Below are 13927 nucleotides of genomic sequence, written 5' to 3'. Positions count from 1 at the left end.
GCAAAACTCCCCAAAATTCATCATTGTTTCTTCATAAAAATGACCGACAAGGCCATCAATAAAGAAAGCCCATTCCGTGTTGTCAGCAATAGAAAACTACCGGGAATAATCAGTAGCGACAGCCAAAGCAGATGGTAATAGGCAATCCCTGACAGGAGCACTCCAACAAGAAGCATCAGCATACACAGCGCTACTGCGACCATCGGTGGAACAACCATGCCAGATTCCCTTGCCGATGAAATAATGCCCAACCATAGCCAAAGGTCAATTAATATAAAAACAACCAAAACGATATTGCTAAACACCGGAGTAACTCCTGGATCCTCGGGAAGCAGGATTATAGACGAGTCACATTATTCAAACACATCAGAAAACGCATCATAAGTCATATCGTACAAATCAACCTGATGGATGTGCCGTCTTACCACCGCGTCACAGGCATCATCATCAACCTCAGTGTTTTTCACGGATTTGGCAGGCACAAGACCATGATGCGCTTTTTTATCCAGAAAATCAGAGAGCCCAGTTACCAGTTCTGGAAAAAACCGTTTTATATAATCCACAAAAAGACGCATGGCACTCTCATTGCCCATCATCTCTGAATAATATTCATAAAATCCAAGATTGTGCCTGATGGTATTCAAAATCATCCTGCGCCTTTTAGGCCAGTTCGCCCGGGCATAAGCCTCTGGCTGCATCGTCTCAGTAATGCGTTTCCAGGTGCTCAGGGGAAATGGAGTCGGAAAACAGCACTCGCCATCATCATTGATCACGGTCACCGGGCTGCCATCAAACGTCACATAAACATCCAATACCGGCGCTTCGTCGGCAAAATAGTAATCCATACTCTGGGCCATCTGGATAATTTTTGTTCTCAGTGGCGCAGATACCCGCACCTTTTTCATCCGTTTAAGTGCTTCCTGATAACTCAGGATGCAGTCATGATCTTTGCGGATATAACCATGGCAAGAAACCTGGTTGCCAACAATGGCCGGGAATACACTGTTCAGCGCTGCCGCCACTTTTGATCGCACTGGAAATAAATCACCCCAGTCCACCTCCACAGCATAGGCATAAACATACTCGCGGATTATTGGGTTCATATGAATTCCTTTTCATAGACATTCTGCACGGTACACTCCCTATAATTCAGCAAAATGACTGTCGGGTGAAGCCTTCATTGGCAAAAGCCACGATATTGCTCAATCGTTCAGATTAGCCTTCATAATGCACAGCACGACCAGTACAACTCGATCCGGCCTTGTTTCAGCACCAGATAGTCGTTGCGGGTGACATCGGTATAGCGGCTGCCATTGGCTTCATGGATCAGAGAAGCCTGTGCCCGGTCATCTATCTGTGCTCGCCACACTTCGGTTTGGTTATGACCGTTGTAAGCCGGGGCATCCCATTGCAGGATTACGGCACCAAAAATGCCGTTGGTGGACAGGCCGTTGGCTGCGGTGGATGTATCCAGCGCTGTTACTCCACTCTCTCCATCACTATCTACCGGGACCGTGATTTCTGGCTGAACCGGTTTCAGGGTATCAGTAATGGAACCCACGGCAGAGGCAGGCAAACTTAACCGCTAGCCTATTTCTTTGGCCAGTCCCAGTTCAGCCAGCTCGCTGTGCAGTACTGCCTTGTCTCCGGCATTGCCGCTGCGACCGGCCAGGCAGTTCAGGAACTCGTGCACATAGCGGTCTACGCTGGCGGGCAGCGCGGGAAATTTGGCCATGGGTAGCCTAAAATAATGAACAGTAAATAAAAAGGATGCAGGCAATGCAGAACAGCAAAAACAATCTTTATGATACCGACTATGAGCAATGGGCAGAGCAGCAAAAACAGTTTTTACAATCCGGCCAGCTTGATCGGCTTGATATAAAAAACCTGCTGGAAGAATTAGGGCAAGCCGTGAAAAACAATCGTCGTTCCCTAAGAGGCTGTTTTAAAACTACTTAAACCTTCGTAGCATTATGCGAATCATGCATATATAAACGAAGGCTTCTGAACTCCTTGGCAGCTGTTCATAGTCTTTAGATAAACGTCTGGATCCTTCAAACCAGCCAAAGGTTCTCTCCACAACCCAGCGCCTGGCTTGAACGACAAACTTTCCCCGTGGGCGTTTTGTGATTTCAAGTTCCCTTTTGGGTTTGAAGCGATAAAACCACTCTTCAAGGTAACCCCGGTAGCCACAATCAGCCCAGACTTTCCGGATGTTTTTAAAGTATTTCTTAAGGTGAGCCAGTATGAATTGACCTGCAAAACTATCACTAAATGCGGCTGCGTGTACCCATACCACCAGAATCAGGCCAAGAGTATCAACAGCTATATGACGTTTTCTGCCTTTTATTTTCTTCCCGCCATCATAGCCTCGATCCCCCCCTTTTACCGAGGTTTTCACGGATTGGGAGTCAATGCTTGCTGCTGTTGGTTGTGGCTCTTTGCCCGCCTGAATTCGCACCTGGTCACGAAGAGCATCATGCACCTTCTTCCATGTGCCATCTTGTTTCCAGATTCGAAAATAGGTGTAGACAGTACTCCATGGTGGAAAGTCAGAAGGCAGCATTCGCCACTGACAGCCTGTTTTAGTGAGATAGAATATGGCATTCAATATCAGACGATAACTCCAGTCGCGTGGTCGCCCATTTTTTGGAGTATCATAGCCAGGGTCAGGGAATAGAGGCTTGAGGATTGCCCACTCGTCATTGGTCAGGTCGGATGGATACATAATTATCCTCCTTAAACTAATCAGATACTGTAGTTATAGACGACGTTGAGTTTTTTATCCTGAGTTAATGGTCAGTAACTTTTACAACAGTCTCTAAAGTCCGGTTTGAAAATTTGCCTCGTCAGTAAAATCTGTGGGTCATTTCCGGTTCAGGTAACTTGCCAAGCGCATGATATAACGCAATTTCCGCACATCTGTAGGTTCTGAAACCGTATGATTTTCTCGTAGTGAGTTTTATCTTGGTGTTCAGACCCTCAACGATACCGCTGGAATACGCCTTTTTCGCCTTGAACCAGTTCAGGATAAGTGGCTTGTGTCGTCGAACAGTTTTAGCAACTTTCTTCATCGGTTCTATCTTTGATCGCATCACTCTTGTACACCACCGGTCCAGGTATTTTCCTGCCCAGTGTGGTGAAATGTAGTCCCAGAACACTTGGAACTCTTCTCTGAGAAGATAGGCTCTGACACTTTTGAGGTTGTACTGAAGCACTGTGTTCAGCTTGATCTCTTCTTTCTCGGTCAGGTTCTCTTTTCGCTTGAGCAGACACCAGCGTGTTTTTTTCAGCACCGGTTCATAACCATCTGCCTGAAGCTGTTTGTGTTCCGTGGCCCTGACTTCATCAATGGCCTTATTCAGCATGGCAACGATATGAAAGCGATCCAGAATATGTAATGCTTGGCTGGCAAACACCGCAATCGCTTTTACGTAGGGTTGCCACATATCAGAACAGACATACTCCAACCGCTGGCTACGCTGTGTACCCAGGAAAGCGAAGAAGCTGCGAATCGTAGCTTCGGTACGCTCCTGACCAACCCATAGTAGCCGTGTACAGTCGCGATCAATCTGGTAGACAACAGTCAAGTATTTATGGCCGATCTGATACGCCACCTCATCAACACCAATGGCCTTGATATTATCAAGTGAACGATGCTTCTTGCCCCACTCAACCACATACTCAACAGCATGGAAGACCTTCTCCCACGAGGTATTGAAAGTACGGGCGACCTCCTTCCAGGAGAGCTTTCTAGCCCAGTTTGCCAGAAACTGCATGTAAACTTTGGTGAGTTCCTTCTTGCCTTCAGCCCATGGAACCTGCTCAACCTTTACGCCACATGTCTTGCATTCAACCCTACGCATTTTGTAGAGCAGAAAAACCCTGATTCCCCAGAGAGGGACAAACTCGAAACGACGTTCAGCAAGACGGTCATAGCCCGGAGCTGGTTGCTGACATCCTGAGCAAATAGCATGGCCGTTCTTGCGTGGGACCACGATGACATTGAATACTTCAGAGCCTTGATAGAGACCGAGTTTTACATCCTGATAAACAAATGACTTGAGTTTATGAACTTTATTGAGGATAGTTTTTATCAGCATCAGCGGCGTTTCTTCTTGTTTTTGTCTGCAAATAAAAACATACCTGAAATCAGCCGCTGGTGCTTTTTTTTTCAAATTTGTTGATTTCTACCCACAGTTATCCCTGAAGAGCCGAAAATTTTAATACTGCATCTATTTAAAATGGACTATCAGCTTCGGGTGCTTCAAGACCCCTGGGTGCAGGCTAAAGTGATTCATACCTGGCTGCCGAGCATCAACAATCCTCGCAGCGACATTACCGACCTTCTGGCAGACAGCCCATCCCTGAAGCATCATCTGAGGGATGCTATTGCGCAAAGTTATCCAATGGCCAGGGCAGAAGCTGTTGAACAGATGAACAAATACATTCACTCTCCCCAAAAACGGCTGACGGCCAGCAGCTTTCCCGATACTTGCCCCTGGACTTTTGAACAACTGATGTCGCTGGATTTATACCCTTAAAGCTCCGCCATGGAACTGGCCACAATCACAGCAGTCATGGTACCAGTGCCTGCCAACTCAAACTGTAAAACCATCTGTCTAGTAAATTGGCAACCAATCGGGCTCCACTCCCCAGCTTTCTGCAAAAAATACTGTCACGATGATTATTTTGAAGTGAATATCTATAGCACAATGCAAAAACCCCGACAGATTGCTCTATCGGGGTTTGCAGCCTTGAGTTTACCCAAGGTAAATATGGTGCCTGGCGATGACCTACTCTCACATGGGGAGACCCCACACTACCATCGGCGATCGGTCATTTCACTGCTGAGTTCGGGATGGGATCAGGTGGTTCTAACCTTCTATGGTCGCCAGGCTAAACTTTTTTGAGTGGGCAGTTTGCAGTTGGCAGTCGCCAGTTGACTTCTACTCACTCTGGAATCCTTCATTAAGCTTTCTTGCTGTACACTCTTTGCGTATGGCGGTTGACTGCCGACTGGTTACTGTCGACTGCCCACTGTCTTTTAAATCGCTTTGGCGTTATATGGTCAAGCCGCACGAGTCATTAGTATTGGTTAGCTCAATGCCTCACAGCACTTACACACCCAACCTATCAACGTCATAGTCTTTAACGGCTCTTTAGGAGGATCTAGTCCTCAGGGAAGTCTCATCTTGAAGGGGGCTTCCCGCTTAGATGCTTTCAGCGGTTATCCCGTCCGAACATAGCTACCGGGCAATGCGTCTGGCGACACAACCCGAACACCAGTGGTCCGTCCACTCCGGTCCTCTCGTACTAGGAGCAGCTCTTCTCAAACTTCCAACGTCCACGGCAGATAGGGACCGAACTGTCTCACGACGTTCTAAACCCAGCTCGCGTACCACTTTAAATGGCGAACAGCCATACCCTTGGGACCGGCTTCAGCCCCAGGATGTGATGAGCCGACATCGAGGTGCCAAACACCGCCGTCGATGTGAACTCTTGGGCGGTATCAGCCTGTTATCCCCGGAGTACCTTTTATCCGTTGAGCGATGGCCCTTCCATGCAGAACCACCGGATCACTAAGACCTGCTTTCGCACCTGCTCGAGATGTACCTCTCGCAGTCAAGCGTGCTTGTGCCTTTACACTAACCGTACGATGTCCGACCGTACTTAGCACACCTTCGTGCTCCTCCGTTACTCTTTGGGAGGAGACCGCCCCAGTCAAACTACCCACCACACAATGTCCCCGATCCCGTTTCGGGACCCGGGTTAGAACCTCAATATTGCCAGGGTGGTATTTCAAGGATGGCTCCACGATGACTGGCGTCACCGCTTCCAAGCCTCCCACCTATCCTACACAGGCAACATCAAGATCCACTGTGAAGCTGTAGTAAAGGTTCACGGGGTCTTTCCGTCTAGCCGCGGATACGCTGCATCTTAACAGCGATTTCAATTTCACTGAGTCTCGGGTGGAGACAGCGTGGCCATCGTTACGCCATTCGTGCAGGTCGGAACTTACCCGACAAGGAATTTCGCTACCTTAGGACCGTTATAGTTACGGCCGCCGTTTACCGGGGCTTCGATCAAGAGCTTCTCTCACCACCACATTGCTCTTGCTGACTGCGTTAAATGATTCCGCTCGCTCAGTCATTTTTTTGTAAACTCCTTCGCTCGCTCCATCATTTGCCTTGCAGCAAAAGCAATCTGGAGGTGAGATAACCCCATCAATTAACCTTCCGGCACCGGGCAGGCGTCACACCGTATACGTCCACTTTCGTGTTTGCACAGTGCTGTGTTTTTAATAAACAGTCGCAGCCACCTGGTATCTTCGACCAGCCTCAGCTTACGGAGCAAGTCCGATCACCAAAGCCGGCGCACCTTCTCCCGAAGTTACGGTGCCATTTTGCCTAGTTCCTTCACCCGAGTTCTCTCAAGCGCCTTGGTATTCTCTACCTGACCACCTGTGTCGGTTTGGGGTACGGTCCCTTATGACCTGAAGCTTAGAAGTTTTTCCTGGAAGCATGGCATCAATCACTTCAGCTCCGTAGAGCCTCGTCATCAATTCTCGGCCTTGAGGTTTCGGATTTGCCTAAAACCCCAGCCTACGATCTTAAACGCAGACAACCAACGCTGCGCCGACCTAGCCTTCTCCGTCACTCCATCGCAGTCAAAAGGGGTACAGGAATATTGACCTGTTTCCCATCGATTACGTCTTTCGACCTCACCTTAGGGGCCGACTCACCCTGCGCCGATTAGCGTTGCGCAGGAACCCTTGGTCTTCCGGCGGGGGAGCTTCTCACTCCCCTTGTCGTTACTCATGTCAGCATTCGCACTTCTGATACGTCCAGCATGCTTCTCAACACACCTTCAACCGCTTACAGAACGCTCCTCTACCGCACACACAAACGTGTGTACCCGTAGCTTCGGTGTCTAGTTTGAGCCCCGTTAAATCTTCCGCGCGAGCCGACTCGACCAGTGAGCTATTACGCTTTCTTTAAAGGGTGGCTGCTTCTAAGCCAACCTCCTGGCTGTCTGGGCCTTCTCACATCGTTTCCCACTTAACTAGAACTTTGGGACCTTAGCTGACGGTCTGGGTTGTTTCCCTTTCCACGACGGACGTTAGCACCCGCCGTGTGTCTCCCGTGATTGCACTCATCGGTATTCGGAGTTTGCATGGGGTTGGTAAGTCGGGATGACCCCCTAGCCCAAACAGTGCTCTACCCCCGATGGTGAGACACGAGGCGCTACCTAAATAGCTTTCGAGGAGAACCAGCTATCTCCGGGCTTGATTAGCCTTTCACTCCTATCCACAGGTCATCCGCTAGCTTTTCAACGATAGTCGGTTCGGTCCTCCAGTTGATGTTACTCAACCTTCAACCTGCCCATGGATAGATCGCCCGGTTTCGGGTCTACTCCCAGCGACTGTTGTTCCTAAGAACACGCCCTATTAAGACTCGGTTTCCCTACGGCTCCCCTAAACGGTTAACCTTGCCACTGAAAGTAAGTCGCTGACCCATTATACAAAAGGTACGCAGTCACACCACGAAGGTGCTCCCACTGCTTGTACGTACACGGATTCAGGTTCTATTTCACTCCCCTCAACGGGGTTCTTTTCGCCTTTCCCTCACGGTACTGGTTCACTATCGGTCAGTCAGGAGTATTTAGCCTTGGAGGATGGTCCCCCCCTCGTCCGAAGACAGTTCAGACAGGATTTCACGTGTCCCGTCCTACTCGATTTCACAATGATTGGCCTTTCGTGTACGGGGCTATCACCCACTATGGCGACACTTTCCAGAGTCTTCCACTAAACCAAAAATTACTTAAGGGCTGGTCCCCGTTCGCTCGCCGCTACTGGGGGAATCTCAATTGATTTCTTTTCCTCCGGGTACTTAGATGTTTCAGTTCCCCGGGTTCGCCTTCCAGACCCTATGTATTCAGGTAAGGAATAACGGCTTACGCCGTTGGGTTTCCCCATTCGGAAATTCCTGGATCACAGCTTGTTTATCAGCTCCCCAAGACTTATCGCAGATTACCACGTCCTTCATCGCCTCTGACTGCCAAGGCATCCACCGTGTACGCTTAGTCACTTGACCATATAACCCGAAACGATTTACTTTCGTAAATCATTAGAGGTCAGTCAATACAACTACCTTTAACGATCAAATGAATTTCTTTCGAAATTCATCGCCATACACATTAGCTATTACCTTTCGGTAATTAACTTGAGAGTGTCTCAGCAAGAATTTTCTTTAAACGATTTAACCGAAGTTAAATTATTTAAATCAATTCAGCTTAAATTTGGATTCCACATTTTTAAAGAACAATGACTAATAAAACTGCGCATGCAGTTTTATCATCAAACAATTCGTGTGAACGCTTATGGACGTCGGTTTTCGTTTAAGGAGGTGATCCAGCCCCAGGTTCCCCTAGGGCTACCTTGTTACGACTTCACCCCAGTCATGAATCACTCCGTGGTAATCGTCCTCCTTGCGGTTAGACTAACTACTTCTGGAGCAACCCACTCCCATGGTGTGACGGGCGGTGTGTACAAGGCCCGGGAACGTATTCACCGTGACATTCTGATTCACGATTACTAGCGATTCCGACTTCATGGAGTCGAGTTGCAGACTCCAATCCGGACTACGATGCACTTTCTCAGATTAGCTCCACCTCGCGGCTTGGCAACCGTCTGTATGCACCATTGTAGCACGTGTGTAGCCCTGGCCGTAAGGGCCATGATGACTTGACGTCGTCCCCCACCTTCCTCCGGTTTGTCACCGGCAGTCTCCCCAGAGTGCCCACCATAACGTGCTGGTAACTGAGGACAAGGGTTGCGCTCGTTGCGGGACTTAACCCAACATCTCACGACACGAGCTGACGACAGCCATGCAGCACCTGTCTCTGCGTTCCCGAAGGCACCCTTCTATCTCTAGAAAGTTCGCAGGATGTCAAGGCCAGGTAAGGTTCTTCGCGTTGCTTCGAATTAAACCACATGCTCCACCGCTTGTGCGGGCCCCCGTCAATTCATTTGAGTTTTAACCTTGCGGCCGTACTCCCCAGGCGGTCTACTTATCGCGTTAGCTGCGTTACCCGTCGTACAAGACAACCGACAACTAGTAGACATCGTTTACGGCGTGGACTACCAGGGTATCTAATCCTGTTTGCTCCCCACGCTTTCGTACCTCAGCGTCAGTATCAGGCCAGAGTGTCGCCTTCGCCACTGGTGTTCCTTCCTATATCTACGCATTTCACCGCTACACAGGAAATTCCACACTCCTCTCCCGTACTCTAGCCACCCAGTTTTGGATGCAGTTCCCAGGTTGAGCCCGGGGCTTTCACATCCAACTTAGGTGGCCGCCTACGCACGCTTTACGCCCAGTAATTCCGATTAACGCTCGCACCCTCCGTATTACCGCGGCTGCTGGCACGGAGTTAGCCGGTGCTTCTTCTGTGGGTAACGTCACAGCTGAAGGGTATTAACCTTCAACCTTTCCTCCCCACTGAAAGTGCTTTACAACCCTAGGGCCTTCTTCACACACGCGGCATGGCTGCATCAGGCTTTCGCCCATTGTGCAATATTCCCCACTGCTGCCTCCCGTAGGAGTCTGGGCCGTGTCTCAGTCCCAGTGTGGCTGATCATCCTCTCAGACCAGCTACGGATCGTCGCCTTGGTAGGCCTTTACCCCACCAACAAGCTAATCCGACGCAGGCTCATCTGATAGCGAAAGGTCCGAAGATCCCCTCCTTTCCCCCGTAGGGCGTATGCGGTATTAATCCGGATTTCTCCGGGCTATCCCCCACTACCAGGCAGATTCCTACGTGTTACGCACCCGTCCGCCGCTCGTCAGCGAAGTGCAAGCACTTCCTGCTACCGCTCGACTTGCATGTGTTAGGCCTGCCGCCAGCGTTCAATCTGAGCCATGATCAAACTCTTCAGTTTAAATTTTTCATGCGAAAAATTTATATGCTCAATAGAACTTACTGCAAATTAACGAGTATGTTCGCTTAAGCGTCGCATTTAACTATTAACAAAAGGCGTTAACCTTTTGTAACCGATGCAATCGCACAAGCGCCCACACGAATTGTCTGATATCTTGTTAAAGAACTGATTGAATCATGGTGATTCAATCGCTGGTTCAGCAGTCAGTGCCGATCAGCAAGGCCGCCTATCTTACCGTGGCGACCTTCGTTGTCAAGCAATCATTTTTCAGAAGCTTTCCAACTCGCTGACGTTGCCCGAAGCCCTGTCAGCGGAGGCGCATCTTACCGCGCCAGTTTGATTTGTCAACCGGTTATTTTTCATTTACTTCCAAACAACCATTTTCAAACCGCACTTCCCGGTCAGCGATGATGATTCATTCTGCTGATCCGTGGGTGACCGTTTGGGTCAGTCCGTGGAAGTGAGGCGCATGATAGAGAAATTTTGACTTTAATCAATAAGCGACAGTCGTTTTACGTACAATCACCTAGAACAACCGATGTAATAAAATATTAGTAGTACTTATGAGCCAGTCTATGAACACACCGCCCGTTTGATTGGCTGCGCCGGACTCAGGAATTTTTCACGACAAAAATATTACTGCCTGAAACTTTTCATCCTGTTTCATGATCCAAAGGGCTTGAACGTGATAACAGGAAATTCAAATGCAAGCCGCCCAGCCATTTCCGTCATTTACTGCAATGCTTTCTGGTAGAGCCCTCCCTGACAATCCAGCGACAAATAATTCCTCTGGGCTTCCTCCTGATCTCATCAACACTTTTTTCCACCATGGTGTCAGGATTATCACTGAGCTGCCCCCATCGTACCTAAATGTAGAACGTTGTAGCAGGGATCACATCCTCGGAGACATAGTCCAATGCTATCAAGGGCATTTACTGTGTCGTCATTGCGTACACCATGAGCAGTATAAACAACCAAACTTCCCCCCGGGTGATTTATCTGACTACCGTTGCCCTATAGATAAAGACGCCCTTTTTCCGGACACCAATTCAACCCGGGAAATCAAATTTGTTTATCAAAGTCAATGCCCTTCAAACACCACCTATGGAAACACTGGTTGCACATGGCGCGGGTCTTATAACGATATCAAGGGTCATCTCGACAGATGTGAAAATATTCCCATGAAAGACAGGATAAGAATGCTGCAACACGATATTTCAGAGGATTCCCGAAGGATAGATCAGCTTGTTGATGAGATGAAAAGGCTGGAATGGCTACTCTCAAAGCCACAACCATCTATCGAGAGTAGGATGGCATCACTGGATCAAGGTATGGAGTTAATGAAACAGCAAATGCAACAAATTACCCGGGAATTTAACGAAAAACTTCAGGAGCTGAGAACGTCTCCCAGTACCTCGTTACCGCCTGACTTTAAGCAACTCTACAATAATATAGAATCTCAGACTGAAGAAAATCGTCTCGCTATTGCTAATATCAAAAACGACATTACCAATGCACTTCAATTGATGAGTCAACTCAGGGATGTTGATCCCGCTACTTTGCGTCAGGTGGCTGGAACCCTTAAAGTCAATGCCTTACAGGACAAAACAGCATCCTGGAACGGTACCCTGGTATGGAAGATTGATGGATTTGCAGCCAAACGGATGGAGGCGATCAATTGCAACCCGGAGTCCATCTATTCACAGCCATTCTGTACCAGCGAATTCGGGTATAAAATGCGAGCAAGGGTCTACCTGAATGGTGATGGATCAGGAAAAGGCACCCATATCAGCTTGTTTCTGGCTTTAATGAAAGGTGACTATGACGCTATTCAGCGTTGGCCGTTTCGACAAAAAATTACTTTTATGATCCTCGATCAGTATGGTGTAGATGACAAGTTTGACGCTTTCTCCCCCGACCCGAATTCCTCATCTTTTCAACGACCAATAAAGCCAAGTAACATTCCCTGTGGCAACCCTCAGCTCCTGGCACTCTCCAGGCTGGAACATGGATACGTTAAAGATGACACCATGTTTATAAAGATTGTTGTAGATACCAGTCAGAGATGACACCCTGCCGAGGGATTAAATGAACAGTCAGTAGAGATAATAGAAAGCTCCCATTGTTGTACAGAGGTGTTCTGTAACACTCGTTGCCATTATGCAATCAGGAACACCGTCAGAGGTTCATAATGCGTATTTATCATCCGGGCTCATCCACTGAACCCGTTTCACCAAGTAATCTCTTAAGCAGCTGTTCATTTTCAACCGATAACTCGCAAGCCAGCTCCTGTTGATGTTTGCAGATCGTTTTATGAAGTGCTTTGTGTGACAGCAGCAGTTGCCGCAATGATCCAAGCCGATGTTCTAAAAGCCAGTCGTACAATCGAATATCTGAATAGTTAATTGAGGGATTATCTTGAGAATCTTCATCTTCATCCTCATCACTATCTTCAATATCAGAGTCTATCCCCTCGTCACTCTCAGTTCTTGCAAAACGACGTCTGTCAGGCTCCAACCCTACCCTGATAAAATCGCTGGTTGGTGCGAAGAGCATAGCTTCCATACGTTTCATGAAAGCATCAGTGCACGATTGCATAACAGGCCCATAGGGCAGGTAGATGAAAGGCCGAAGACTCATCCCTGCAGGGTGCTCAGCCCTGGCTTGTGCCAGCAAGTCGCCTAGCTTCACTCTATTCTGATCACTCAAATCCCTGGCAATCATGTTGACCGTGTCATCAATTAGATAGAACACATCCTGATAGCCTTTTAGCAGTTTACCGATATCCTCTGCCCTGGTTTCCATTAAGGCGTCCGAAATAGCCCCCTTCAGAGCGTCAATATTTTCGGGAAAATGATATTTATAGGCAGTTTTCAGGACGTAACTGCATAATTCCAGCTTTCGATTAAACTCGCCATCTTCATCTTCTCCGAAGGTACTGAAACAAACGGCAAGCAATGTTTGGCCATCACCATCAATACCGCTCAGGGCCAACCCTGATTTTATCCAGAAGAGAAGCACTTCGATATCTCGATAGAAGTCATAGGGAATCATTTTACTGACAAAAAGCGATGCTTCACTGGTGCATTGACTGATATCTAACCCATGGTGAGCAAGCAACCCCAGTTTTTCGCTATCAAGTCTGCGATTTTCGATCATTGTAGTAATCGGAATGTATTGGGAACGATTGCCGACATCACCGACACTGGCTCCTGCCCGCAACAAAAGAACGGCTATACCATTCCATGAATATGAACTCAGCGCATTAGACAGGGCTGTGTTGTTGTCGTTGTTCAATGCATCAAGGGTTGCCGGATTTTCCCTGACTTTTTTCAGCAATATGGCCATAAGCTCCCGGGTGGCACCAGCGGAGCAGACAGTGTGTAATGGCGTATTGCCCAATCGATCCGTCGTCAGCGATGCTCCGTGACTCAAAAGCCAGGTAACTACGGTATCTGGATGAACCGGGTACCGAGGCCGATTCAGACTATTCCGTCGAAGGATACAGCTCGCTTTACAAAACTGGTGCACCAGGGTTTCCCCGGCAAAATTAATAGGCTGATTGATATCAACCCCATCCTGACTCAAATACCATTGCAGTTTCTTCAGAATATTTGGGTCATGCACGGACAGTGGTGAGTACCAATACACCGTATCATGGGACCCATATACAGATGTTTGGCATATATTGCGGACTTGTTTGGCGTAAATATCGATGACCCTGTTCTGTAACAGCGTATCTAATTCCTGAATGTCAGCATTGTCGCTAAACAGCATATCGCACTGGCATTGTGGGGAGCGGATCAATTGTGTTGTGGGGTTTTGGCACACAACCGACTGACCATTGAATTCCCCTGCATTGCCAGACTGCATTGACAGGTGGTGGCAAACCACAACGGGAAAGGGAAGAAGCGATTTGAAGGCCGTAAGATCCTCAGGAGAGACGGTATTCATAATAAATCTTCCAAAGTGCGTTTTTTGTGA

General features: G+C 48.2%; 10 protein-coding genes and 3 rRNA genes. 3 read left to right on the top strand and 10 right to left on the bottom strand.

Going from position 1 to position 13927, the window contains the following annotated elements:
- Nucleotides 1-20: 20 nt before the first annotated feature.
- The 4 genes from O3276_RS15830 to O3276_RS15815 all read right to left on the bottom strand — a co-directional run bounded on the left by O3276_RS15830 (nucleotide 21) and on the right by O3276_RS15815 (nucleotide 1780).
- Nucleotides 21-305: a hypothetical protein gene (locus O3276_RS15830; RefSeq protein ID WP_269672196.1), complete on the bottom strand. Its 285-nt coding sequence runs from the start codon at nucleotides 303-305 to the stop codon at nucleotides 21-23.
- Between the two features lie 48 nt (nucleotides 306-353).
- Nucleotides 354-1103 (bottom strand): hypothetical protein, encoded by a 750-nt coding sequence (locus tag O3276_RS15825; RefSeq protein WP_269672195.1) that lies wholly within the window; start codon nucleotides 1101-1103, stop codon nucleotides 354-356.
- A gap of 119 nt (nucleotides 1104-1222) precedes the next feature.
- A complete protein-coding gene (locus O3276_RS15820) occupies nucleotides 1223-1576 on the bottom strand; it encodes a hypothetical protein (RefSeq protein ID WP_269672194.1) in 354 nt (117 codons plus the stop codon).
- Nucleotides 1577-1585: 9 nt separating this feature from the next.
- Nucleotides 1586-1780 carry a hypothetical protein gene (locus tag O3276_RS15815; protein WP_269672193.1) on the bottom strand — a complete coding sequence of 65 codons (195 nt, stop codon included), beginning with the start codon at nucleotides 1778-1780 and terminating at the stop codon, nucleotides 1586-1588.
- Between O3276_RS15815 and O3276_RS15810 the strand changes: the two genes are divergently transcribed.
- Nucleotides 1780-1959: a DUF29 family protein gene (locus tag O3276_RS15810; protein ID WP_269672192.1), complete on the top strand. Its 180-nt coding sequence runs from the start codon at nucleotides 1780-1782 to the stop codon at nucleotides 1957-1959. The two genes, O3276_RS15815 and O3276_RS15810, sit on opposite strands and share 1 nt — an antisense overlap.
- Here O3276_RS15810 and O3276_RS15805 read toward each other — a convergent pair.
- Together O3276_RS15805 and O3276_RS15800 are read right to left on the bottom strand one after the other, a co-directional pair.
- Nucleotides 1952-2728, bottom strand: a complete 777-nt coding sequence (locus O3276_RS15805; protein WP_269671653.1) for an IS5 family transposase — start codon at nucleotides 2726-2728, stop codon at nucleotides 1952-1954. The genes O3276_RS15810 and O3276_RS15805 overlap by 8 nt on opposite strands.
- A gap of 121 nt (nucleotides 2729-2849) precedes the next feature.
- On the bottom strand, nucleotides 2850-4103 hold the full coding sequence (locus tag O3276_RS15800) for an ISL3 family transposase (RefSeq protein ID WP_269672191.1): 1254 nt from the start codon (nucleotides 4101-4103) through the stop codon (nucleotides 2850-2852).
- 99 nt (nucleotides 4104-4202) lie between these two features.
- On the opposite strand from O3276_RS15800, the gene O3276_RS15795 reads away from it, so the two are divergent.
- The gene (locus tag O3276_RS15795) at nucleotides 4203-4544 is read left to right on the top strand and encodes a DUF29 family protein (protein WP_332328277.1); all 342 of its coding nucleotides are present in this window, start codon (nucleotides 4203-4205) and stop codon (nucleotides 4542-4544) included.
- Nucleotides 4545-4783: 239 nt separating this feature from the next.
- Here the strand turns inward: O3276_RS15795 and rrf are convergent.
- The 3 genes from rrf to O3276_RS15780 form a co-directional block, all read right to left on the bottom strand.
- Nucleotides 4784-4899 (bottom strand): 5S ribosomal RNA (rrf, locus tag O3276_RS15790).
- 168 nt (nucleotides 4900-5067) lie between these two features.
- Nucleotides 5068-8096 (bottom strand): 23S ribosomal RNA (locus O3276_RS15785).
- A 305-nt stretch (nucleotides 8097-8401) separates the two neighbouring features.
- Nucleotides 8402-9943 (bottom strand): 16S ribosomal RNA (locus O3276_RS15780).
- Together the 16S, 23S and 5S rRNA genes form the textbook arrangement of a ribosomal RNA operon.
- Before the next feature lie 1181 nt (nucleotides 9944-11124).
- Here O3276_RS15780 and O3276_RS15775 point away from each other — a divergent pair.
- A complete protein-coding gene (locus O3276_RS15775) occupies nucleotides 11125-12012 on the top strand; it encodes a hypothetical protein (RefSeq protein WP_269672190.1) in 888 nt (295 codons plus the stop codon).
- Nucleotides 12013-12145: 133 nt separating this feature from the next.
- Here O3276_RS15775 and O3276_RS15770 read toward each other — a convergent pair whose 3' ends face one another.
- Nucleotides 12146-13897, bottom strand: coding sequence for an ankyrin repeat domain-containing protein (locus O3276_RS15770; protein WP_269672189.1), 1752 nt, complete (start codon nucleotides 13895-13897; stop codon nucleotides 12146-12148).
- Nucleotides 13898-13927 lie beyond the last annotated feature (30 nt).

The organism is Endozoicomonas sp. GU-1 (genome assembly GCF_027366395.1).
GTDB lineage: Bacteria > Pseudomonadota > Gammaproteobacteria > Pseudomonadales > Endozoicomonadaceae > Endozoicomonas.
The sequence above is the reverse complement of the archived record's forward strand: the minus strand, read 5'-3'. Positions and strand labels throughout refer to the sequence as shown.

Coding starts and splice junctions, on each gene's coding strand:
- O3276_RS15800 (WP_269672191.1), bottom strand. CDS start 4,103: ATGCTGATAAAAACTATCCTCAATAAAGTTCATAAACTCAAGTCATTT.
- O3276_RS15825 (WP_269672195.1), bottom strand. CDS start 1,103: ATGAACCCAATAATCCGCGAGTATGTTTATGCCTATGCTGTGGAGGTG.
- O3276_RS15810 (WP_269672192.1), top strand. CDS start 1,780: ATGCAGAACAGCAAAAACAATCTTTATGATACCGACTATGAGCAATGG.
- O3276_RS15770 (WP_269672189.1), bottom strand. CDS start 13,897: ATGAATACCGTCTCTCCTGAGGATCTTACGGCCTTCAAATCGCTTCTT.
- O3276_RS15805 (WP_269671653.1), bottom strand. CDS start 2,728: ATGTATCCATCCGACCTGACCAATGACGAGTGGGCAATCCTCAAGCCT.
- O3276_RS15775 (WP_269672190.1), top strand. CDS start 11,125: ATGAAAGACAGGATAAGAATGCTGCAACACGATATTTCAGAGGATTCC.